Origin of the sequence: Miltoncostaea oceani, from assembly GCF_018141545.1 — a bacterium.
In the GTDB taxonomy this organism is placed as follows: domain Bacteria; phylum Actinomycetota; class Thermoleophilia; order Miltoncostaeales; family Miltoncostaeaceae; genus Miltoncostaea; species Miltoncostaea oceani.
The window spans coordinates 1,067,217-1,088,420 of record NZ_CP064356.1; the positions used below are offsets into that span (position 1 = coordinate 1,067,217).

General features: G+C 76.4%; 21 protein-coding genes. 14 read left to right on the forward strand and 7 right to left on the reverse strand.

Annotated features, from left to right (window positions below):
* Positions 1-15: 15 nt before the first annotated feature.
* Entirely contained in the window at positions 16-822 is an 807-nt protein-coding gene (locus IU369_RS05385) for a helix-turn-helix domain-containing protein (protein WP_343233223.1), read from the reverse strand.
* Between the two features lie 114 nt (positions 823-936).
* On the opposite strand from IU369_RS05385, the gene IU369_RS05390 reads away from it, so the two are divergent.
* The gene (locus IU369_RS05390; protein ID WP_217923549.1) at positions 937-1,311 is read left to right on the forward strand and encodes a nuclear transport factor 2 family protein; all 375 of its coding nucleotides are present in this window, start codon (positions 937-939) and stop codon (positions 1,309-1,311) included.
* A gap of 566 nt (positions 1,312-1,877) precedes the next feature.
* On the opposite strand, the gene IU369_RS05395 is transcribed toward IU369_RS05390, so the two are convergent.
* On the reverse strand, positions 1,878-2,909 hold the full coding sequence (locus tag IU369_RS05395) for an FAD-dependent oxidoreductase (protein WP_217923550.1): 1,032 nt from the start codon (positions 2,907-2,909) through the stop codon (positions 1,878-1,880).
* 29 nt (positions 2,910-2,938) lie between these two features.
* Positions 2,939-4,267: a hypothetical protein gene (locus IU369_RS05400; protein WP_217923551.1), complete on the reverse strand. Its 1,329-nt coding sequence runs from the start codon at positions 4,265-4,267 to the stop codon at positions 2,939-2,941.
* Between the two features lie 59 nt (positions 4,268-4,326).
* Here IU369_RS05400 and IU369_RS05405 point away from each other — a divergent pair, with 59 nt between their 5' ends.
* The 3 genes from IU369_RS05405 to IU369_RS05415 all read left to right on the forward strand — a co-directional run bounded on the left by IU369_RS05405 (position 4,327) and on the right by IU369_RS05415 (position 7,718).
* Positions 4,327-5,502 (forward strand): citrate synthase family protein, encoded by a 1,176-nt coding sequence (locus IU369_RS05405; RefSeq protein ID WP_217923552.1) that lies wholly within the window; start codon positions 4,327-4,329, stop codon positions 5,500-5,502.
* 262 nt (positions 5,503-5,764) lie between these two features.
* Positions 5,765-7,222 (forward strand): choice-of-anchor L domain-containing protein, encoded by a 1,458-nt coding sequence (locus IU369_RS05410; RefSeq protein WP_217923553.1) that lies wholly within the window; start codon positions 5,765-5,767, stop codon positions 7,220-7,222.
* 58 nt (positions 7,223-7,280) lie between these two features.
* A complete protein-coding gene (locus IU369_RS05415; RefSeq protein WP_217923554.1) occupies positions 7,281-7,718 on the forward strand; it encodes an RNA-binding S4 domain-containing protein in 438 nt (145 codons plus the stop codon).
* Here the strand turns inward: IU369_RS05415 and IU369_RS05420 are convergent.
* Positions 7,715-8,131 (reverse strand): hypothetical protein, encoded by a 417-nt coding sequence (locus IU369_RS05420; protein WP_217923555.1) that lies wholly within the window; start codon positions 8,129-8,131, stop codon positions 7,715-7,717. The two genes, IU369_RS05415 and IU369_RS05420, sit on opposite strands and share 4 nt — an antisense overlap.
* A 176-nt stretch (positions 8,132-8,307) precedes the next feature.
* Between IU369_RS05420 and rplM the strand changes: the two genes are divergently transcribed.
* The 10 genes from rplM (at position 8,308) to IU369_RS05470 (ending at position 18,126) form a co-directional block, all read left to right on the forward strand.
* Positions 8,308-8,760: a 50S ribosomal protein L13 gene (gene rplM, locus IU369_RS05425; protein WP_217923556.1), complete on the forward strand. Its 453-nt coding sequence runs from the start codon at positions 8,308-8,310 to the stop codon at positions 8,758-8,760.
* Positions 8,757-9,161 (forward strand): 30S ribosomal protein S9, encoded by a 405-nt coding sequence (gene rpsI, locus IU369_RS05430; RefSeq protein WP_217923557.1) that lies wholly within the window; start codon positions 8,757-8,759, stop codon positions 9,159-9,161. Before rplM ends, rpsI begins: the two co-directional genes overlap by 4 nt.
* A gap of 38 nt (positions 9,162-9,199) precedes the next feature.
* Positions 9,200-10,525, forward strand: coding sequence for a phosphoglucosamine mutase (glmM, locus tag IU369_RS05435; protein ID WP_217924329.1), 1,326 nt, complete (start codon positions 9,200-9,202; stop codon positions 10,523-10,525).
* Positions 10,526-10,567: 42 nt separating this feature from the next.
* Entirely contained in the window at positions 10,568-12,409 is a 1,842-nt protein-coding gene (gene glmS / locus IU369_RS05440; RefSeq protein ID WP_217923558.1) for a glutamine--fructose-6-phosphate transaminase (isomerizing), read from the forward strand.
* An 11-nt stretch (positions 12,410-12,420) separates the two neighbouring features.
* Complete coding sequence (locus tag IU369_RS05445; protein ID WP_217923559.1) at positions 12,421-12,795, forward strand: holo-ACP synthase; 375 nt, start codon at positions 12,421-12,423, stop codon at positions 12,793-12,795.
* A 22-nt stretch (positions 12,796-12,817) separates the two neighbouring features.
* Positions 12,818-14,365 carry an NAD(P)H-hydrate dehydratase gene (locus IU369_RS05450; RefSeq protein ID WP_217923560.1) on the forward strand — a complete coding sequence of 516 codons (1,548 nt, stop codon included), beginning with the start codon at positions 12,818-12,820 and terminating at the stop codon, positions 14,363-14,365.
* Positions 14,362-15,477: an alanine racemase gene (gene alr, locus IU369_RS05455; RefSeq protein ID WP_217923561.1), complete on the forward strand. Its 1,116-nt coding sequence runs from the start codon at positions 14,362-14,364 to the stop codon at positions 15,475-15,477. The genes IU369_RS05450 and alr overlap by 4 nt, the downstream gene beginning before the upstream one ends.
* On the forward strand, positions 15,474-16,895 hold the full coding sequence (locus tag IU369_RS05460) for an HD domain-containing protein (protein ID WP_217923562.1): 1,422 nt from the start codon (positions 15,474-15,476) through the stop codon (positions 16,893-16,895). Before alr ends, IU369_RS05460 begins: the two co-directional genes overlap by 4 nt.
* 157 nt (positions 16,896-17,052) lie before the next feature.
* Positions 17,053-17,520 (forward strand): CAP domain-containing protein, encoded by a 468-nt coding sequence (locus IU369_RS05465; protein WP_217923563.1) that lies wholly within the window; start codon positions 17,053-17,055, stop codon positions 17,518-17,520.
* A gap of 36 nt (positions 17,521-17,556) precedes the next feature.
* A complete protein-coding gene (locus IU369_RS05470) occupies positions 17,557-18,126 on the forward strand; it encodes a cob(I)yrinic acid a,c-diamide adenosyltransferase (protein WP_217923564.1) in 570 nt (189 codons plus the stop codon).
* A gap of 16 nt (positions 18,127-18,142) precedes the next feature.
* On the opposite strand, the gene IU369_RS05475 is transcribed toward IU369_RS05470, so the two are convergent.
* The 3 genes from IU369_RS05475 to IU369_RS05485 all read right to left on the reverse strand — a co-directional run bounded on the left by IU369_RS05475 (position 18,143) and on the right by IU369_RS05485 (position 21,189).
* Positions 18,143-19,504: an RNB domain-containing ribonuclease gene (locus tag IU369_RS05475; protein ID WP_217923565.1), complete on the reverse strand. Its 1,362-nt coding sequence runs from the start codon at positions 19,502-19,504 to the stop codon at positions 18,143-18,145.
* 87 nt (positions 19,505-19,591) lie between these two features.
* Positions 19,592-20,254: a M15 family metallopeptidase gene (locus IU369_RS05480; protein WP_217923566.1), complete on the reverse strand. Its 663-nt coding sequence runs from the start codon at positions 20,252-20,254 to the stop codon at positions 19,592-19,594.
* Between the two features lie 32 nt (positions 20,255-20,286).
* Complete coding sequence (locus tag IU369_RS05485; RefSeq protein WP_217923567.1) at positions 20,287-21,189, reverse strand: DMT family transporter; 903 nt, start codon at positions 21,187-21,189, stop codon at positions 20,287-20,289.
* Between the last annotated feature and the right edge of the window lie 15 nt (positions 21,190-21,204).

A 21,204-nucleotide genomic window follows, 5' to 3' on the forward strand; every position in this document is an offset into this window, starting at 1 on the left:
GCGGCCCCCGCGGGGTCAGCGCCGGGTGGAGTGGTCCCGCAGGATCCGGGCGGTCGCGTCGTCGGCGGGGTAGAACGCCTCGACAGTGAGCTCGGAGAGGGTGACGTCGAGGGCCGTCCCGAAGACGGTGACGGTGCTGAGCAGCGACAGCTCGCCGTCGGGGTGGCGGAGCCGGAGGGGCAGGAGGATCGCCGCCGGGTCGGCGGTGCCCGCCCCGCGGTCGTCGCCGGCGTCGACGCCCGGGTAGGTGGCGAGCTCGTCGTGGAGGTCCCGGAGGCGGGTGTCGCCGGTGACGGCGTGCTGGCGGCGGAGGCGGTGGAGGAGGTGCCCGCTCCACTCCGCGAGGTTCACGATCCGCGGCGCCATGCCGTCGGGGTGCAGCGCGACGCGGAGGGCGTTGGCGGGGGGCGCGAGGAGCGCGGGGTCGGCGCCGGCGGTGAGCAGCCCGAGGGCGCCGTTGGCGCGGACGAGGTCCCAGTGCCGGTCGACGACGAGGGCGGGGTAGGGGTCGTGGGCGGCGAGGAAGCGGTCGAGGGCGTCGCGGACGGCGGCCATCTCGGCGTCGTCGAGTCCGTGTTCGCCGAAGAGGGGTGCGTGGCCGGCGGCGAGCAGCAGCCGGTTGCGTTCGCGGAGGGGGACGTCGAGGCGGTCGGCGAGGTGGAGGACCATCTCGCGGCTGGGGCGGGCGCGGCCGGTCTCGATGAAGCTGAGGTGGCGGGCGGACACGGCCGCCCCGGAGGCGAGTTCGAGCTGGCTGAGGTTGCGCCGCCGCCGCCATTCGCGGAGGAGGCGGCCCCCGGAGGGGCGGTCGGCGGCGTCGATCACACGGCGAATCTAACCCCCCTCCGGGGGCGCGGCGATTACCCCGCGGGTAATGGCGTCTGGCGGTCCGGCCGTCCAGCCTCTCCGGCACACGATCCGACCGAGGAGGGAACGATGACCGACATCACGGAGACGGTGGACGCGTACCTGGCGATGTGGAACGAGCCGGACCGGGACCGCCGCGCGGGGCACATCGCCCGCGCCTGGACCGCGGACGCGCGGTACGCCGATCCCCTGTTGGAGGCGGACGGCCACGATGCCCTGAGCGTGATGGTGGACGGGGTGCACGAGCGGTTCCCGGGGCACCGGTTCCGCCGTGCGAGCGGGATCGACCGGCACCACGACGTCGCCCGGTTCGGCTGGGAGCTCGTCGCCCCCGACGGGACCGTCGCCGTCGCGGGCATCGACGTCGCCGACCTCGACACCACCGGCCGCCTCCGCCGCGTCGCCGGCTTCTTCGGCGAACTCCCGACGGAGGCCACCGCCTGACTCGGCGTTGTCCGCGGCTCCCGGGACCGTCCGGCCGAACCGGAGCGCCCGGGGTCGCACCAGCCCTCGTCGGGTCCCGGTCGATCGACCACGGAGCGTCTGGTCAATCGACCGGGACCCCTCGACCGTCCGTCGGCGTGCAGCGCGGGGGAGGGGCAGGAGCGCCGGCCCGAGGTTCCTTCCCGAGATCTCCACGCCAGAGGAGGTCCGTTCCGGCTCCTGCCGAACCCCCGGGGGGCGTCGCGGTCGATTGACCGCCGACCCTCCGGCCGATCGACCGCCGACCCGGCGCACCCCTCTGCCGCGCGGGAAGCTCGCGGCCAGGAGCATCCGGATGGTCCGGTCGATTGACCGCGGAGCCTCCGGTCAATTGACCGTCGACCCCGCGGACACTCTCGGCCCCCCGCGGACGCCGTGTTGCCGTCAGCGGTCCGGCCGCCGCGGTCGATTGGCCACGGAGCCTCCGGCCAATCGACCGGAACACGTCACGGCGCGGCGGCCCTCGAAAGGGCAGGGATCACCTCGACCCGGGCGGGGAGGCCCGCCCGGGTCGGAGGCACCACCGTTCAGTCGGGCGGGGGCCACACCTCGTCGGGGCGTCCCTGGACCTGGTCGGCGACCATGATGCGCTGACGGCCGGGGTCGTTCGCCTCGTAGGGGCGGACGGCGGGGGCGCGCCACGTCTCGTAGCTGCGGCACGCGGCGTCGGCGTCGTCGGGGTTCATCATCACGGCCTGCGCGAGGGCGTGGGCGTCGCCGAGGCCGATGCCGGAGCTGATGCCCGTCTCCGGCCCGAAGAAGTGCGCGGAGTCGCCGATGATCACGCAGCCCGGCGTCCACCACTCGGGGCAGGCGAGGAGCTCCGGCTCGGAGTAGCGGATCTGGTCGAGCGACGTGACGCCCTCGAGGGCGGACGCCGACGCGGGCAGGAGGCGCGCCCACATCTCCTTGATGGCGTCGAGGCCGGGGGCGAGGGCGGCGTCGCGGCCGACCTTGCGGGCGCTCCGCCAGCCGCCGGAGCCCTCGTTCCACGACAGCATCCCGATGTGGCCGCCGTCGGACATGTACGACATCGCGAACGACGTGTCGGCGACGGAGGTGCTCATGAACCCGAGCTCGGCCTCCGGCAACGCGTCGAACTTCGCGACGAGGCCCGCCTTCTCCCGGGTGGGGGACCGCATGCCGTCGCACGCGACGACGAGGTCGGACTCGAACTCGACGGGGCCGTCGGGGCCCTCCGCGACGACGCCGATGATGCGGTCCCCCTCGCCGTCGCGCACCAGCTCGGTGACGGTGTGCTCGTTCACGATCGGGAGGTCCCGCTGCAGCGCCTCGATGAGGGCGCCGAAGCGGACCGCGACGGCGACGGGGGGCTGGTCGGGGCGCGGCGCGATCGGCCGGCCGGCGGCCTTCACGTCGTCGTACACGCCGACCTCCTCCAGGGGCTCGTAGCCCTGGAAGCCCAGCATGTAGCCACGGGGGACGTAGTGCCCGGCAGGCATCCGCTCGAGCACCGTGGGCTCGACGCCGCGCCGCCGCAGGAGGTGGGCGAGGGTCATGCCGACCATGCCGCCGCCCACGATCACGATCTTCATCATGCGGCGATCCTATCCGGTTAGGCCACCGGTCAGCCCCGGGGCGCGGTCCCCGCGACCGGCGCCGCCAGCATCCCCTCCACCTCCTCCCACTCGACCGCCGTCTGGCGTCCCGCGTCGAACTGGGCGAGCAGGGCCTCGTGGACACGCACCACGTCGGGATCGTCCTTCGGGAGGTCGGCGCCGGTGTGCTGCCGGATCAGGAAGACCAGGCCCGCGACACCCGAGTCGCGGGTGAGGCTGACCTCCAGCGGGCGGCCGATGAGGCGGGGGACGTCGAACGGCGCGTACATCCACCAGAACTTGTTGAGCCCGTCGGCGTGGATGCCGGCGCGGGTGCGGTGCGCGTCCCGCCCGTACAGCGGGTACGTCGGCGGCACCGGCCGCCCCAGCTCCGCATAGAGGTCGGCCAGCTCGTTGAGGGCGTGGAAGTCGGGGAGGGGGTCGCCGAGCAGGCCCATCCCGATCTGGTGGAGCACCACCGCCTCGAGCGGCGCGTTGCCGGTCCGCTCCCCCGTGCCGAGCAGCGTCCCGTTCACCACCGCGCACCCCGCCTGGATCGCCGCGAGGCAGTTCGCGACCACCAGGTGGGTGTCGTTGTGGGGGTGGAACTCGAGGTCCTCCGGCGCGACCCCGAGCTCCCGCAGGCGCCGGATCCAGCGCGGCACCGACCGCGGGGACGCGACCCCGTCGAGGGGGAGGCCGAGGCCCATCGTGTCGCACACCCGGAACTTCGGGCGCAGCGCCGGCCCGAACGGCGCGGCCGCCGCGATCACCGCCTCCGCGAACGGCAGCACGAACTCCTCGGGCGCCCGGGTCGCGTCCTCCAGGTGCAGGCGGGGACGCAGCCCCGCGTCGAGGACGGCCCGCACCGCGTCGAGGTAGACCCCCGCCGCCTGCCGCCGCCCCCCCGGCCGGAACTTGTGGAACGTGTGGTAGTCGCTCGCCGACGCCAGCATCCCCGTCTCGCGCACGCCGAGGTGGCCGACGAGGTCGGCGTCGCGGCGGCTCGCGCGGATCCACGTCGTCGGCTCGATCGGCGCGCCGCCCGCGTGGCGGGCGAGGGCCTCCTCCAGGATCCGCCGGTCCGCCGGCCGGTACACGAAGAACTCGGCCTGCCGGATCGCGCCGCTGTCGCCGGTGAATGCGCACATCAGCTCGTAGATCCGGACACCCGCCTCGACCGTCAGCGGCAGTCCGCCCTGCTGGCCGTCGCGGTGCGTCGTCTCGGTGGTCCATGCGGCGGGCGGCAGCCCCGGGGGGCGCTCCGTCCAGTCGTAGCGGGGGAAGCCCTCGCGGGGGAACGCGCCGGGGAAGAGCTCCGGGGCGTCGGGGTCGGTGATGCTCTCGGTGATGTCCATGACGGGAACGGTAGGAGCCCGCCCTGGCGGACGTCAATATTGACGACTAAGATCAATCAATGGCCGTCACGACCTCCTCCCCCGACCTGTCCGCCGCCGAGGCCGCCGCGTTCCTCGGCGTGTCGAAGGCGACCCTCTACGCCTACGTGAGCCGCGGGATGGTCGCGTCGGCGCCGGGTCCGGGCCCGAGCCGCGCGCGGAGGTACCCGCGCGCCGCCCTCGAGGAGTTCGCGTCCCGCCGCGAACGCACCCGCGACCGGGGGCTCGCCGCTCACGGGGCCCTGCACTGGGGGCTGCCGGTGCTCGACTCGGAGCTGACCCTGATCCGCGACGGCCGCTGCCACTACCGCGGCCGGGAGGTCGTCGGCCTGTCGCGCCGCGAGCCCTTCGAGCGCGTCGCGGCCCTCCTGTGGACCGGGGACCCGGCGGCGGCGGACGACCTGTTCGCGGGCGTCGCGCCCTCGGGGGGTGCGCCCGGCGGGCCCGCGCCGACGGCGCTCGCCGCCCACCTCGCCGCCGCCGCGGCTGACTCGGTCGTGAGCCCGTCGTCGGGTGCCGCGGCCCTGCTGCGCGGCGCGGTGCGCGTCACGGCCGGGGTGTTCGCAGCCGCCGGGGCGGTGGGGGACGGGCCGCTCGCGTCCCGGCTCGCGCACGGGTGGGGCGTCCCGGAGGCCGTGGACGACATCGACGCCGCCCTGGTGCTGTGCGCCGACCACGAGCTGAACGTCTCGTCGTTCACCGCCCGGTGCGTCGCCTCGGCGGACGCGTCGCTGGAGGACGTGGTGCTCGCCGCCCTCTGCGCGTTGCGCGGCCGCCGGCACGGCGGCCTCACCGCGCGCGTCGAGTCGATGGCCGCCGACGCCGACCGCGACGGCGCCGTCGCCGCGGCGGCCCGCTGGCGCGGGGGCGACGGGGCCCTGCCGGGGTTCGGGCACCCGCTCTACCCGGACGGCGACCCCCGGGGCGCGGAGCTCCTGCGGCGCGCCGGGCTGCCGCCGGACGACCCCGTCACCGTCCTCGTCGGGATCGCCCGCGACCAGCTCGGCGAGGAGCCCACCCTCGACCTGGGGCTCGCCGCCCTCGCCCGCGCCCGGCGCATGCCGCCGGGGGCGGCCTTCCACCTCTTCGCGCTCGGCCGGTGCGCCGGGTGGGTGGCCCACGCCCTCGAGACCGTCGGCGACGACCGGCTCATCCGCCCGCGGTCGCGTTACACGGGGCCGCCACCCGACGCGTGACGCCCCGCCGGTGATCCCCCCGTCCGCGCGGGGCCGCCCGCCACGCCCGCCACGGGCGTCGTCACCGCGCTCGCACCCCCGACGGTGAGGACGCCGGCGGCCGGGACCCCCGGGGACGCGTGCGGCACCCGGGGGCTCGTGTGGGGTGCCCCGGGCGTCGATGGGGCGGGTGACGTCCCCTCGAGCGCTCGCGCCCGACCTGGCGCCGACCATCCGGTCGCGCGACCCGCGCCATCGGAGCCCCCTCGAAAGGCTCCCCGAGATGCCCATGTCCCCGGCGCGGTCGGCAGCGCTCGCGCTCGCCGGCTCCGCCTGCCTCATCGTGCCCTCCCTCGGCGTCGCGGCACCCCCCACCGTGCAGGTGACGGACGCCGGCCCCGCCGTGCCCGGCCTCTCGACCCCGGACGAGATCGCGCGCGAGCTCCTGTCGCCCGGCGTGGTGCTCGCCGCCCCCGCCACCGTCAACGGGACGGCCGACCCGGCGGGCTTCGCGGCCGCGCTCCCCTCGTTCCGCACGTTCGCCGACGGGGACGAGGACATCGGGATCCCCCGCGGCCTCGTGATCGGCGCCAACGCACGGGCCGGGTCCTTCGCGACGGCCCAGTACCAGGCGGCGATCGCCGCCGACCGCGACGACGACGAGCTCTTCGACGTGATCGACGCGGCCGGCCTCTGCACGGGCGGCGCGAGCGCGTGCGTCAACAACGCGACGAGCATCGAGCTGTCGGTCGTGCCGCGGGAGCGCTACCTCAAGTTCGAGTACGCCCTCGCCGCGACCGAGTCGGGTTACTGGGACGGCGCGTCGTGGCAGGGCGCCGCCTTCTACTACTCCGACGGGTTCGCCCTGCTCGTCGGCGGCCGGCACGTCGTGGACAACTGCGCGGTCGTCCCGCGCACCTCGACGTACGTGACCATGCCGACGGCCGGCGTCGTGCCGGAGATGGCACCCGCCGACGACCGGGCGCTCGCGCAGGCGAACCTCGACGCGCGGATCGCCGACACGGCGGACCCGCCGGTCACGCCGAACGGCTTCGCCTACTCGACCCAGAACCCGGACTGGGTCGTGAGGTTCATGACGGTTCCGCTCACCTGCGTGGTGGACGTGAACGCCGACTTCCTCGCGGGCACCCCGACCGACATCAAGATCGTCGTCGCCGACGCGAACGACAGCCAGGTCCCCCCGGCCCTCTTCCTGCGCGGCGGATCGATCCGGTTCTCCGACGACGGGACGCCGTCCCCCGTCATCGACCCCCCGCCCCCGGACCCGCCGGCCCCGGCCGCGCCGCCGTCCGAGACCGCCGTCCCCGGTGCGGCGCCCGCGGCACCCGTCCGGACGGCGCCCGCGGTGCGCGACCCGGCCGTCACGCCCCTCGCCGCACCGACCACGCGACGGTCGCGCGCCGGACACGCGGGGGACGTCGTCATGTCCCATCGCATCCGGTTCGACCGCCCCGGCCGGTACACGTTCATCTACGTCGCCGAGCGCACCGGCCGGCGCGTGACGCAGCTGCCGGGGAGCCGGATCGGCCGCCGCGTGCTGACGGACCGCTACAGCGCCCCCGTGCTGCGCAACGCCCGGCCGGGACGGCGCCTCGTCATGGCCGCCCGGTTCGACCCGGCGCGGGTGCCGGCGGGCGGCGTGTCGCTGCGCGTCGTGCACCGCGCCCCCGACGGGACCCTGTCGTCGGCCGTGATCGACCGGGAGGGCCACCTGGGCTGAGGCCGGGCCCGCGCCCCGCCGCCCCGCCACCGGGGCGGCGAGGCGTCATGATGGCGCGATGGCCGAGGGCAGGATCCGGATCGACAAGTGGCTGTGGGCGGCGCGCTTCTTCAAGACGCGCTCGCTCGCCAGCGAGGCCGTGGCCGGCGGGCGCGTCCACATCGAGGGGCAGCGCGTGAAGCCCGCCCGCGACGTCCGCCTCGGCGAGCAGGTGCAGATCACGGTGGGGGACGTCACCACGACCGTCGTCGTCGAGGCCCTCAGCGACCGCCGGGGCCCGGCGTCGCAGGCCGTCCTGCTCTACCGCGAGACGGGGGAGAGCCGGGAGCGCCGCGAGCGCGAGCGGGAGCTGCGGCGCCTCGCGCCGCCGCCGGGGGCCGACATGCGCGGCCGGCCGGGCAAGCGCGACCGGCGCCGCCTGGAGGCGCAGCGGGCGGGCATGCGGCGCGGCAGCGTCCCGCCGGCACCCCCGGACGGACCCCCCGAGGAGGGTTAGGCGCTCCGCCGGCGGGTCGGGCGCTCCGAGATCGACCGCTCGCTCAGCAGGCCGCTCTCGTCGCGCACCAGCAGGTACGCGCCGTCGCTCGGGCTCTCGAGGAAGTCGAGCAGCTCCGCGACGCGCTCCGGGCCGAGGGCCTCGGCGAGACGCGCCGACTGCGCCTCGAGGGCGGCCCAGGCGGCGCGGCGCTCCCCGGAGCGGCGCTCGGGGACGTGCGTCGCGACGTCATCGACGGGCGGCGGCGCCGCGGCCTTCGCGGACGACCCGGAGCCGAGCGGGCGGCTCGGCGCCCAGATCTTGCGGCTCTGCGTGTGGTGCCAGCAGTACGGGCTCCCGCGGAAGGGGCTCTGCTGGCACCTCTTGCCGTGCGCGGCGATCGCGACGCACCGGCTGAGGGAACGCGTTTCCATCTCGTGCCGCCCTGCATTGTTGCCCGGTGTACTGGTTGTAACCCTCCGGGGGCGCGAAGTCCAGCGCTCCACGCGCCGCGGAACTTGCGAGAGGCCCCGGAACTTCCCTAGACTCCGCGGTCGTTCTCGTGGCGCCCTGCGCCGCGCCGTCATTTGGTGGAGGTCAGCACCCGCCCGTGAGCACACTCAGCGCAAAGCCCGGGACCGTCGAGCGACGGTGGTACGTCGTCGACGCCGAGGGCCAGAACCTCGGGCGGCTCGCCGCGATCATCGCCGAGACGCTGTCCGGCAAGCGCTCCCCCTGGTTCACCCGGCACTGCGACACCGGCGACTTCGTGATCGTCGTGAACGCGGGCAAGGTGACGGTCACGGGCAACAAGCTCCGCGACAAGCGGTACTGGCGCCACTCGGGCTACCCGGGCGGCATCCGCAGCCGCACGCTCGGCGAGCAGCTCGAGCGCCGGCCGGAGGAGGTCCTCCGCAAGGCGGTCCGGGGCATGCTCCCCAAGAACAGCGTGGGCCGCGCCCAGCTGATGAAGCTCAAGATCTACGCCGGGTCCGACCACCCGCACGCCGCCCAGCAGCCTGAGCCCCTGCGCCTCACCCGAGTCGCGGAGGTCCCCGCGTGAGCACCGACGTCTCCACCTCGAGCTACCGCGCGACCGGCAAGCGCAAGAACGCCGTCGCCCGCGTCATCCTGAAGCCCGGCGACGGCACGATCACGTGCAACGGCCGCCCGGTGGACGAGTTCTTCGGCCGCGCCGTCCTGGTCACCCAGGCCCGCGCGCCGTTCGCGACGACCGGCACCGAGGGTCGCTTCGACGTGGTCGCCCTGCTCCACGGCGGCGGCGTCTCCGGCCAGGCCGGCGCCCTGCGGCACGGCATCGCGAAGGCCCTGACGGTCGCCGACGAGAACCTGCGCCCCGACCTGAAGAAGGAGGGCTTCCTCACGCGGGACGCCCGCATCAAGGAGCGCAAGAAGGCCGGTCTCAAGGGCGCACGCAAGCGCCCGCAGTTCTCGAAGAGGTAGTCGCTCCCACGGCTGGTACGTCCCCAGCGCCGCGGAGGCTGTTCGGAACGGACGGCGTCCGTGGCGTGGCGAACCGTGGGCTGACCCCGGAGCTCGCCATGGCGCTCGGCCGCGCCCTCGGCGGGCGCCTCGAGCGCGGCGCGCGGGTGATGATCGGGCGCGACACCCGCCGCAGCGGCCCCATGCTGGAGGGGGCGCTCGCGGCGGGGCTCGTCAGCGCCGGCGCCGACGCCGTGCTGCTCGGCGTGCTCCCGACCCCCGCGGTCGCGGAGCTCACCGCCGCGGGCGGGGCGGCGGCGGGCGCCGTCATCAGCGCCTCCCACAACCCCTTCGCGGACAACGGCATCAAGCTGTTCGGGCCGGACGGCTTCAAGCTGGCGGACGCGGAGGAGGCCGCCGTCGAGGCCGCCCTCGAGGAGGACGGCGAGCGCCCCGTCGGCGGTGACCTCGGGACGGTCGCGCACGACCCCGACGGCCGCGACCGCTACATCGCCACGATCCACGAGCGCTGCCCCGTCGACCTCTCCGGCCTGCACCTCGTCGTCGACTGCGCCCACGGCGCGACGGTCGTGACGGCGCCCGAGGTGCTCGAGGCGCGCGGCGCCCGGGTCACGGCGATCGGGGTCGCCCCCGACGGCGTCAACATCAACGAGGGCTGCGGCTCCACGCACCTCGACCTCGTCGCCGCCACCGTCCGCGAGGTCGGCGCCGACATGGGCCTCGCGTTCGACGGAGACGGCGACCGCGTGCTCGCGGTGGACCGCACGGGCGCGACCGTCGACGGCGACCAGATCCTCGCGATCTGCGCGCTCGACCTGCGGCGGCGGGGCCTGCTCGCCGGCGACGCGGTCGTCACCACGACCATGACGAACCTCGGCTTCCGCCGGGCGATGGCCGGGGCAGGCATCGAGGTGCGGTGGACCGACGTCGGCGACCGCTACGTCCTCGCCGAGATGAAGCGGGGCGGGTTCGTGCTCGGCGGCGAGCAGAGCGGCCACCTCATCGACCTCTCCCACGGACCCTCCGGCGACGGCCTCGCCGCCGCCCTGCACCTGCTGTCGGCCCTCGTCGCGACCGGCGAGGACCTCGGACCGGCGGCCGCCATCGTGCAGCGCCTGCCCCAGAAGCTCGTCAACATCGTCGTGGAGCGAAAGTCCGACCTCCCACAGGCCGATGGGACGTGGGCGGCCGTGCGCGAATGCGAGGCGGCGCTCGGCGAGGACGGCCGCGTGGTCGTCCGTGCGTCGGGCACCGAGTCCCTCGTGCGGGTCATGGTGGAGGCGCCCACCGTCGAGGAGTGCGAGTCGTGGTGCACGCGGATCGCCGATGTCGTCCGGTCGGAGCTGGGCGGGGCGATACCCTGATCCGTCGGGCCGCGCGGTCCGGACCGAAAGAGGAGGCGCGGGATGTGCGGGATCATCGGATACGTCGGGGGCAGGCCCTGTCGTGAGCTCATCCTCACGGGGCTCGAGCGGCTGGAGTACCGCGGGTACGACTCCGCGGGGTTCGCGCTGCTCGACGCGTCGGACGGCGTCGTCGAGGCCGTCCGGGCCGTCGGCAACCTCTCGGCCCTGCGGGAGGCGGCCGGCCTGAACGGCGGCTCCGCCGCGACCGCCGGCCTCGGCCACACGCGGTGGGCCACCCACGGCCGCGTCACCACCGACAACGCCCACCCGCACACGAGCGCCGACGGCACCGTCCTCGTCGTCATGAACGGGATCATCGAGAACTACCTGGAGCTGCGCTCCGAGCTGATGGAGCAGGGCGTCGTGTTCTCCTCGGACACCGACACCGAGGTTATCCCGCACCTGATCCACCGCGAGTACGCGGGCGACCTCGCCACGGCCGTGCGCGCGGTGCTGCCGCGCCTCGGCGGCCACTTCGCCTTCGTCGCCGCCCACGTGGACGAGCCGGAGCGCCTCGTCGCCACCCGCCGCGAGTGCCCGCTGGTGCTCGGCGTCGGCGACGGCGAGCGGTTCGTCGCCTCCGCCATCCCCGCCTTCCTGCGCGAGACCCGCGACATCATGCTGATCGAGGACGGCGAGGTCGTCACGATCGAGGCCGACGAGCACCACGTCTGGCACGGGTCGGAGCTGCTGCCGCCGCGGCCCGTCGAGCGCGTCGACTGGGACGAGGACGCCGCCGAGAAGGGCGGCTACGAGACCTTCATGCTGAAGGAGATCCACGAGCAGCCGTCGGCGCTGTGGGACACCATCGGCGACCGCCTGCGCCCCGACGGCTCCGTGGAGCTGCTCGGCCTCGGCCTCGACGACGCCACCCTCGCGCGGGTCGAGCGCATCCACATCGTGGCGTGCGGCACCTCGTACCACGCGGGCCTCGTCGGCCGGTACCTGATCGAGGACTGGGCACGGGTGCCCGTCCACGTCGAGGTCGCGTCGGAGTACCGCTACCGCACCTGCCTCGCCGGCCCGGGCGACCTGATCATCGGGATCACCCAGAGCGGCGAGACGGCCGACACCCTCGCCGCGATGCGCGTCGCCCGCGAGCGCGGCGCCCACGTCGTGGCCCTCACCAACATCATGGGGTCGCAGGCCACCCGCGACGCCGACGGGGTGCTCTACACCCGCGCCGGCCTCGAGATCGGGGTGGCCGCCACGAAGACCCACACGGCGCAGGTGATGGCGCTGTCCCTGTTCGCCCTCAAGCTCGGCCGCCTCAAGTGGGCGCTCACCGCGGGCGGGGCGCTCGACCTGGCCGACGAGCTCCGCCGCCTGCCCGACGCGCTCGAGGCCTACCTCGCCTCGCCCGCCCCCGAGCAGGTGATGACCGTCGCCGAGCGCTACGCGGAGCGGCCGTTCTTCCTCTACCTCGGCCGCCACGTCGGCGTGCCGGTGTGCTTCGAGGGCGCGCTGAAGCTGAAGGAGATCAGCTACATCCCCACCGAGGCGTATCCGGCGGGGGAGATGAAGCACGGCCCGATCGCGCTGCTCGAGGAGGGCTCGCCGGTCGTCGTCGTCGCGACCGACGGCCACGTCTTCGACAAGGTCGTCTCGAACATCCAGGAGGTCCGCGCCCGCGGGGCCCGCGTCATCGCGGTCGCCACCGAGGGCAACGAGGAGATCGGCCGGCACGCGGACGACGTCCTCTGGGCGCCGCGCAGCCCCGCCCTGCTCTCGGCGATCTGCGCGGTCGTCCCGCTGCAGATCTTCGCGTACGGCCTGGCCCGCGCGCGCGGCCTTAACGTCGACCAGCCGCGCAACCTGGCCAAGACCGTCACCGTCGAGTAGAGGCTGAGGGTATGGCCGTGGTGGGCGTCGGCGTGGACGTCATGGAGATCGACCGCTTCGCGGAGACCCTGCGCCGCCGCCCGCGCATCGCCGAGCGCTGCTTCACCGAGGCCGAGGCCGCCTACTGCTCCCGCAAGCCCTTCCCGCCCCAGCACTTCGCCGCCCGCTTCGCGGCGAAGGAGGCCGTCGGCAAGGCGCTCGGGATCGGGATGACCCGGTGGCGGGAGGTCGAGGTGGTGCGCGGACGCGGGGCCCCGACGATCGCCCTGCACGGCCGGTACGCCGAGCGCGCCCGCCAGCTCGGGGTCGACCGCGTCCACGTGTCCCTCACCCACGGCCGCGACTCCGCGATGGCCTTCGCGGTGGCGGAGGCCTCCGGGGGCTGATCTGCGAGGATGCGGGCCCGCCGTGGCCGCCGCCTCGCACCCATCCCGACCGCCCGTCCCGGGCTGCACGCCGCTCTTCGACGCGGAGGCGATGCGCCAGGCCGACCGCGCGGCCTCCGAGGACCATGGGATCCCCTCCGTCGTGCTGATGGAGCGCGCCGGCCTCGCGGCCGCCCGGGAGATCGAGGCGGCGTGGCCGGACGCCCGGTCCGCCGACATCCTGGTCGGGCCGGGGAACAACGGCGGCGACGGGATGGTCGTCGCGCGCCACCTCGCCGAGGCCGGCTGGCGGGTGCGGGTCGCGGCCCCCGGCGGACGCGCCCCCGCGACGCCCGACGCCGCGCTCATGACCCGCATCGCGGCGACCCTCGGCATCGACGTCGCGCCCTTCGACCCCGCCGCCCCCCACGACGCCGCCGCCGTCGCCGTCGACGCCCTGCTGGGCACCGGGGCCACCGGCGCCCCCCACGGGCCCCTGGGGGCCGCCGTGGAGTGGCTGGCGGCCCATCCGGGGCCCGTCGTGGCCCTGGACGTCCCCTCCGGCGTCGAGGCCGACACGGGACGCGTCGCGGGGGCCGCCGTGCGCGCCGACCTCACGGTCACCTTCCACGGCGACATGACGGGGCTCCACGTCGCCCCCGGTCTCGGGCGCTCCGGGCGCGTGGTCGTCGTGGACATCGGGATCCCCCGGCTCGTCGCCCCCCCGCCGGCGGCGTGGCTCGCGCCGCGCGCCGTGATCGCCGCGATCCCCGCGAAGGGCGCCGCGTCCGACAAGTACGCCTCCGGGTCCGTCCTCGTCGTCGCCGGGTCGCCGGGCCTCACCGGCGCCGCGGCCCTCGCGGCGTCGTCGGCGCTGCGGGCCGGCGCGGGGCTCGTCGTGGCCGCGGTGCCGGCCGGCGTGCAGCCGCTCGTCGCCGCGCACCTCCTCGAGGTGATGTGCGCCCCCGTCCCCGACGAGGACGGCCACCTGGCCCCGTCCTCGGTCGACGCCGTGCTGGGCGAGGCCCGGCGGGCGTCGGCGGTGGCGATCGGCCCCGGGCTCGGCCGGGCCGCGGCGACCACGGCCGCCGTCGAGGCGCTCATCGACGTCCTCGCGCCGCCCGTCGTGATCGACGCCGACGGGCTCTGGCACCTGGGCGACGCCCCGGAGCGCGTCGCCGGGCGCCGCGGCCCGACCGTGCTGACCCCGCACGCCGGCGAGGCGGCGCGCCTGCTCGGCCGCCCCCGGGCGGACGTCGAGGCCGACCGCCTCGCCTGCGCGCGCGAGCTCGCGGCGCGCGCCGGGGCCGTCGTCGTCCTGAAGGGGGCGGGGACGATCACCGCCGCGCCCGACGGCACGGCGGTGGTCACCGACGGAGGCACCGCCGCGCTCGCGACCGCCGGGACGGGCGACGTCCTCACCGGGGCGGTCGCCGCGGCCCTCGCGAAGGGGATGGACCCGCTGCCCGCCGCCGTCGCGGCCGTGGCGGCGCACGCCCGCGCCGGCGAGCTCGCCGACCGCGGCGACGGCACCATCGCGTCCGACGTACGGGACGCGCTGCCCCGCGCGATCGCCGGGGAGCACGGGTGACGGACGTCCGCGCCGAGGCGCGGATCGACCTGTCCGCCGTCCGCCACAACGCGGGCGTGCTGGCCCGCGCCGCGGGCGGTGCGCGGCTCATGGCCGTCGTGAAGGCCGACGGGTACGGGCACGGCGCCGTCCCGGTGGCGACCGCCGCCCTGGCGGGGGGCGCGACCGACCTGGGGGTCGCGACCGTCGCGGAGGCCGAGTCGCTCCGCGCCGCCGGCCTCGACGGGTCGCTCCTCGTGATGGGTCCCCTGACCGGCGGGGAGTGGGCGCGCGCCGCCGCCTGCGGCGCCGACGTCGCCGCATGGACCCCCGAGGGCGTCGCCGCCGCCGTCGCGGCGGGCTGCTCGCGCGTGCACCTCAAGCTCGACACGGGGATGGGCCGCCTCGGCGCCCGCCCCGAGGACGTCGCCGCGCTCGCCGACGCCGCCGCGGCCGCGCAGGACGCCGGGGACGTCGAGGTCGCGGGCCTGATGAGCCACTTCGCGACCGCCGACGAGACGACCGGCGAGAACGCCGCCTTCATGGGCGAGCAGCTCATCCGCTTCCGGGCCGCGGCCGCGGCGCTCCGGCCGCGGTTCCCCGGGGCCTCCGCCCACATCGCGAACTCGGCCGCGACCCTCCGCGAGCCGCGGGCCGCGTTCGACATGGTCCGGTGCGGCATCGCCCTCTACGGCTGCTCGCCGTTCGGCGGCGACCCCGCCGCCCACGACCTGCGGCCCGTCATGGCGCTCCGCTCCTACGTCGCCTCGGTGAAGACGCTGCGGTCGCGCGAGAGCGTCGGCTACGGCCGCCGCTGGCGCGCGGCGCGCGGTACCCGCGTCGCCCTGGTGCCCGTCGGGTACGCCGACGGCTGGGCGCGGGCGCTGGCGGGGCACGCCGAGGTGCTCGTCGGCGGGCGGCGCGTGCCGGTCGTCGGGACGATCTCGATGGACCAGCTCACCGTCGACCTCGGCCCCGAGGGCGCCGAGGCGGTCGGGGAGGAGGTGGTGCTGCTCGGCGCCCAGGGCGGCGACCGGATCACCGCCGAGGAGGTCGCCGGCTGGCGCGGGACGATCAACTACGAGGTCACCTGCGCCGTGGGGCCGCGCGTGCCCCGGACGCACCTGCCGTGAGCTCCGACGCCCTCCGGGCCCTGACCGCGCCCCTCGCGCCCCTGGGGGACCGCGCGTGGGCCGTCGGCGGCGGCGTGCGCGACGCCCTCACCGGCCGCGCGGCGGATCCCCCCGTGGACATCGACGTCGCCATCGACGGCGACGCCGCGGCCGCCGCCGGCGCCCTCGCCCGCGCGCACGGCGCGACGCGCTTCCGCCTGTCGCGCGACTTCGGCGCCTGGCGGGTCCAGGGCGGCGACCTGACGGCGTCCGTGGACATCACCCCCCTGCAGGGCCCGGACCTCGTGGAGGACCTGGCGCGGCGCGACCTCACCGTCAACGCGATGGCCGTCCCCGTGGCCCCCGCGGGCGGCGACCCCGAGGTCATCGACCCCCACGGCGGGCGCGCCGACCTCGCCGCCGGCCTGCTGCGGATCGTGCGCCCCGGCGCCCTCGCCGACGACCCAGTGCGGCTGCTGCGCCTCGCGCGCATCGCGGAGGAGACCGGGTTCACGGTGGAGCCGGGGACACGCGACCGGGCGCGCGCCGACGCCGCCCGGGTCTGGGAGGCCCCCGGGGAGCGCCTCGCCGACGAGCTCGGCCGCATCGTGCGGCTGCCGCGCCCCGACCGGGCGTTCGCCGGCATGGACGCGATCGGCGTGCTCGGGGCCCTCGTTCCGCAGCTCGAGGAGTCGCGCGGCCTCGACCAGAGCGCCTACCACCACAAGGACGTCCTCGGACACGTCCTCGAGGTCGTCACGCACGTCACCGACCTGTGCGCCGACCCCTCGGAGGTCTTCCGGGGGCGGGCGCCCCGCGTCTCCGAGGTCCTCGCCGCGCCGCTCGCCGACGAGCTCACCGCCCGCGACGGGCTCATGCTCACCGCCCTCCTGCACGACATGGCGAAGCCCGCCACCCGCGCGGTCACCCCCGAGGGGCGCGTCACGTTCATGGGCCACGACCGCCTCGGCGCCGAGATGGTCGAGGCCCTGATGCGCCGCCTCCGCACGTCCGCCCGGCTCCGCGACACCGTGGCCCGCGGGGTCCGGTGGCACCTGCCGCTCGGCTTCATGGTCCACCTGACGCCGCTGTCGTTGCGGCAGATCGACCGCTACCTGCGGCTCACCGCGCCCTCCGAGGTCGAGATCATCGTCCTCTCCGTCGCCGACCGCCTCGCCACCCGCGGTCCCCGGACCTCCGAGTCGGCCGTCCGGCGCCACCTGGTGCTGGCGCGGGAGGTCATGGACGCCCACTTCGCGCTCGTCGACCGCGGACCCGTGACGCCCCTGCTGGCCGGCGACGAGATCGCCGCGGCGGCCGGCCGACCGCCCGGCGCGTGGCTCGGGCCGGTGGTCGAGGAGCTGCGCGAGGCGCAGACCGTCGGCGCCGTCACCACGCGGGCCCAGGCGCTGCGGCTGGTGCGACGTTCCGCGGGGTGAAGCCGGCGGGTCCGCCGGAACACGCGATGTTTTCGAATGTGAGAAAAACGCAAGCCGACTGGCCAGCCCGGTTCCCGTCCCCTAGGGTCGCCCAATCGCGTCGCCGGTGGTCGTGCCACCCCGGCCGATGGAGCTGCCCCGACGGAAGGACGACGGATTGCGCAGAGCGCTGCGCGCGGGAATCGGTGCCGCCCTCACGGGTCTGACACTGACCGCGCTGACGGGCCCGGCGGCCGCCGCCCCGGCCACCTGCACCGTGACCCCCGCCAAGGGCGACGAGGTCACCATGAACCGCCTCATCGCGAACCAGCGCAAGGCGGCGAAGGCGCCGAAGGTCAAGGTGAACCCCGTCCTCCGTAAGGCCGGCCGCGCGAAGAGCGTCGCGATGGCCAAGGGCGCGCGCTTCGCCCACGAGGGCGTCCTGCCCTGGGCCGACGGCCGCAAGGGCGGCCAGAACATCGCGATGGCGTCCACCGCGGAGATCGCGTTCGAGGCGATGCTCGCCAGCCCCGGGCACCGCGCCAACATCCTCGCCCGCGACTGGCGCTTCGCCGGCGTCGGCGCCGCGCGCGCCTGCGACGGCCAGGTGTTCTTCACCCTCAACTTCCTGGGCCCGGCCGCCTGATCCGGGGCGGCGGCGCCCGGGTGTAGGGTCCGCCGCGTGGTCCGCCTCACACGCATCTACACCCGGCTCGGCGACGAGGGGGACACCCACCTCGGCGACATGAGCCGGGTGCGCAAGACGCACCCCCGCGTCGTGGCCTACGGCGACGTGGACGAGCTGAACGCCGCCCTCGGCGTCGCGCGGGCCCAGGGCGGCCTGGAGCCGCGCCTCGACGGGTGGCTCGCGCAGGTCCAGAACGACCTCTTCGACGTCGGCGCCGACCTCTGCGTGCCGCACGGCGACGCGACGCGCGATCGCCTGCGCATCGCCCCCGACCAGGTCACCCGGCTCGAGGGCTGGTGCGACGAGATCAACGACACGCTGCCCGACCTGACGAGCTTCGTCCTCCCCGCCGGGTCGCCCGCCGCCGCCGGCCTGCACCTCGCGCGGACGATCTGTCGGCGGGCCGAGCGGTCCGCGGTCGCGCTCGCGGAGGCGGAGACCGTGACGCCCGAGGCGATCGCCTACCTCAACCGCCTCTCCGACCTGCTCTTCATCCTCGCGCGGGCCGTGAACCAGGGCGCCGCCGGCGACGTCCTCTGGACCCCGGGGGGCGGGCGGGCCTAGTGGCCCGGTCGGGCCACTAGCCCGGCCCCCGCGCGAACCGCACGCGGCGGGTCGCGGGGTCGGCGGTCACGAGCCGGGCGGAGATCCGCTCGCCGGGCGTGGCGGCGCCGTCCTCGAGCGGGGCGACGACCGCGGGGTCGGCGACCTGCACCGTGACCCGGTCGTCGCGGACGTCGGTGACGACGGCCGGGAAGCTCTCGCCGACGCGCGGGGCGAGCACGGCGGCCTCGACCAGGTCGATGGCGGCGCGCTCCGCCTGGCGTTCGCGCTGACCGGTCGCCGCCATCGTCGCGGCGATCTCGTCGAGCGGCGCGACGGCCCACGCCGGCGGCTCCCGCCCCTCGCAGAACGCGAGCACGATCTCGTTGGCGAAGCGGTCCGCGAGGCGCCGAAGGGGCGCCGTGACGTGCGCGTAGACGGCGGCGATCGCGGCGTGCACCGGCGGCTCCGTGCCGTCCTCCCGGCGCCACGGGGTGTAGGCGGCCCCGCCGAACAGGCGGGCGGCGCGGACCGCGAACGCGGCGTGGTGCGGGTCGGCGGGGTCGAGCGCGCGGACCACGTCCCCGTACCGCGCCCCCTCGGCCCAGGGGACGCCGAGGGCCCGCGCGCTGCGCCGCAGCGACGCGAGGTCGCGGGGCTCCGCGGGGGCGAGCGTGCGGAAGAGCCCGACGCCCCCGTCGATCATGATCCGCGCGGCGCAGATCCCGGCGAGCAGCGACACCTGGGCGTTCCAGTCCTCGACGGGGAGCGGGGTCTCGTACCGCAGCCCGAAGCCGCCGTCGTCCTGCGCCACGACCTCCTGCACCGGCACGCTGAGGCTGACGCCGCCGCGCTCCGCCTCGCGCGCCAGGCGCGCCAGGCCGACCTCCCGCAGCAGGGCCGGCGTCGGGTCCCCCCCGCCGGCGTCGATGGCGGCCTGGGCCTCGGCGTACGACATCGCCCGGCGGCTGCGGACGACGGTGCGCGTCAGGTCCGCCGCGACCGGCTCCCCGGCGGCGTCGAGGTCGATCGTCCAGAGGAGGGCCGGGCGGTCCTCCCCCGGCAGCAGGCTGCCGGCGCCCTCGCCGATCGCCGCGGGGTGGAGGGGCGACCGCCGGTCCGGCATGTAGACCGTGACGCCCCGCGCCCGCGCCTCGGCGTCGACCGCCCCGCCCGGGGCGACGAGCGCGGCGACGTCGGCGATGGCGTAGTGGACGCGGTGCCCGTCGCCGAGCCGCGTGATCGCGACGGCCTGGTCGAGGTCGCGGGACCCCTCCGGGTCGATGGTCAGCAGCGGCAGGTCGCGGTGGTCGGCGCGCCCGTCGCCGGGGGACGCGGGCGACGCCGCGGCCGCGGCCGCAGCCTCGCGCTCGACCTCCGGCGGGAAGTCCCCCGGCACGCCCGTCTCGGCGCGGATGGCGTCGAAGCCGGCGACCAGGAGGCCGTCGGGGGGGCGCAGCCGGACGGGGGAGGCGGGCAGGGCCCCTCAGCCCCCGTCGGCGGAGAAGTGCTGGTAGTCGATCGTGCCGCTCCAGCGGCCGCCCCACTCCCAGCCGCGGGCGTCGAACGCCCGGGTCACGACGCCGCCCTCGACGATCACGCCCGGCCGGGCGCGGCGGTCGAGGTACCGGACGCTGCCGCGGTGCGAGGTGGTGCCGCCCGAGACGTAGGGGTTCTCGAGGGGGTTCAGGTCGATCGCCCGGCCGTACGCGTGCTGCGACCAGCGCCCCGACCCGGTCGCCGCGCGGCAGTTGAACGCCGAGGTGTTGTCGGCCTCGATGCTGGCGTAGTCGTCGCCGCCGTAGCGCTGGATGGGCTGCATCCGCCGGATGGGGAAGCGGGCCCGGTAGAGCGCGCGGAAGACCTCGACGACGTCCCGGGCGACGGCGTCGTGCACGACGATCGCCCCGCGGCGCACGCGGCCGTCGAAGCCCACGAACGGGACGCTCACGTGGCGCAGGCGCGCGAACCCGACGGGGCAGCCCCGCCGCCACACCGACGGCGTCATGTCGGCCCGCTCCTGGGGGCTCAGGGCCCGGACCACCGCCCGGTACGGGGGGTCGGCGGCCGCCGCGCCGGACGGGACGGCGGCGAGGACGGCGACGGCGAGGACCGGGAGCACCACGCGGAGGGGGCGGGGGAGGCGCACCGGCCCCACGCTACCGGCCCGCCGGGCGCGGGTCACGGCGGCGCGGCGGGGGTCGGGGGCTCCAGGGCCGTGGTCGTGCCGCGCCGCCCGTCGAGCGCGACCTTCGCGGCGGTGGCCCCCAGGATCAGCAGGCCACCGGCGATCGCCGCCCCTCCGGGGCGCTCCCCGTGCACGATCCACGACCAGACGGGGTTGAGCGCCGGCTCCACGAGCAGCAGCAGCGAGACCTCGAAGGCCGGGACGTGCCGGACCGCGGACGTCAGCAGGACGTAGGCCAGCCCGATCTGGGCGACGCCGAGGTAGGCGATGAGGAGCCAGTCGGCCGCGTCGCCGGTGGGCGGGATCGCCGTCGGGATGCAGATCGCGGCGGCGATCAGGTTGCCCGTGACGGTCGCCCCCGCCGCGCCGCCGGCGCCGCCCGCCCCCCGGCCGAGCCACCGCAGGCCGAGCAGCGTCGCGGCCCAGGTCACGCCCGACGCCGCGGCCAGGGCGTTGCCGAGGGCGGGATCCGGCGCCGTCGCGACGGCGTCGCCCGGGTCCACGAGGAACAGGGACAGGCCGGCGACGAGCACGAGCATCAGCAGCACGTCGGGCCGCCGCACCCGTTCGCGCAGCACCACCACGCCCGCGACGAGCACGTACAGCGGCGCGGCGCTCTGCAGGAAGATGGCGTTGGCGGACGTCGTCTGCTTGTTCGCCAGCACGAAGAGGATCACCGTCGCCGCGTACGCGGCGCCGACGGCCCACGTGCGCCACGTCCACCCGCGCCGGGAGGCGGGCAGCACCAGCGCGATCACGAGGGCGCCGATGCCGGACCGGAACCCGGCGACCTCAAGGCCCTCGGGGATCCCCGTGTAGCTCGTCCCCTTGATGGCGGCGCCGCCCGTCGAGAAGAGGGCGGCCGCGCCGATCACCTGCAGCCGTGAGAGCCGCATCCCCCCGATGTCACG

Coding starts and splice junctions, on each gene's coding strand:
- IU369_RS05415 (WP_217923554.1), top strand. CDS start 7,281: ATGGCCGAGGGCAGGATCCGGATCGACAAGTGGCTGTGGGCGGCGCGC.
- IU369_RS05410 (WP_217923553.1), top strand. CDS start 5,765: ATGCCCATGTCCCCGGCGCGGTCGGCAGCGCTCGCGCTCGCCGGCTCC.
- glmS (WP_217923558.1), top strand. CDS start 10,568: ATGTGCGGGATCATCGGATACGTCGGGGGCAGGCCCTGTCGTGAGCTC.
- IU369_RS05395 (WP_217923550.1), bottom strand. CDS start 2,909: ATGATGAAGATCGTGATCGTGGGCGGCGGCATGGTCGGCATGACCCTC.
- IU369_RS05485 (WP_217923567.1), bottom strand. CDS start 21,189: ATGCGGCTCTCACGGCTGCAGGTGATCGGCGCGGCCGCCCTCTTCTCG.
- IU369_RS05420 (WP_217923555.1), bottom strand. CDS start 8,131: ATGGAAACGCGTTCCCTCAGCCGGTGCGTCGCGATCGCCGCGCACGGC.
- IU369_RS05405 (WP_217923552.1), top strand. CDS start 4,327: ATGGCCGTCACGACCTCCTCCCCCGACCTGTCCGCCGCCGAGGCCGCC.
- IU369_RS05390 (WP_217923549.1), top strand. CDS start 937: ATGACCGACATCACGGAGACGGTGGACGCGTACCTGGCGATGTGGAAC.
- IU369_RS05400 (WP_217923551.1), bottom strand. CDS start 4,267: ATGGACATCACCGAGAGCATCACCGACCCCGACGCCCCGGAGCTCTTC.
- IU369_RS05445 (WP_217923559.1), top strand. CDS start 12,421: ATGGCCGTGGTGGGCGTCGGCGTGGACGTCATGGAGATCGACCGCTTC.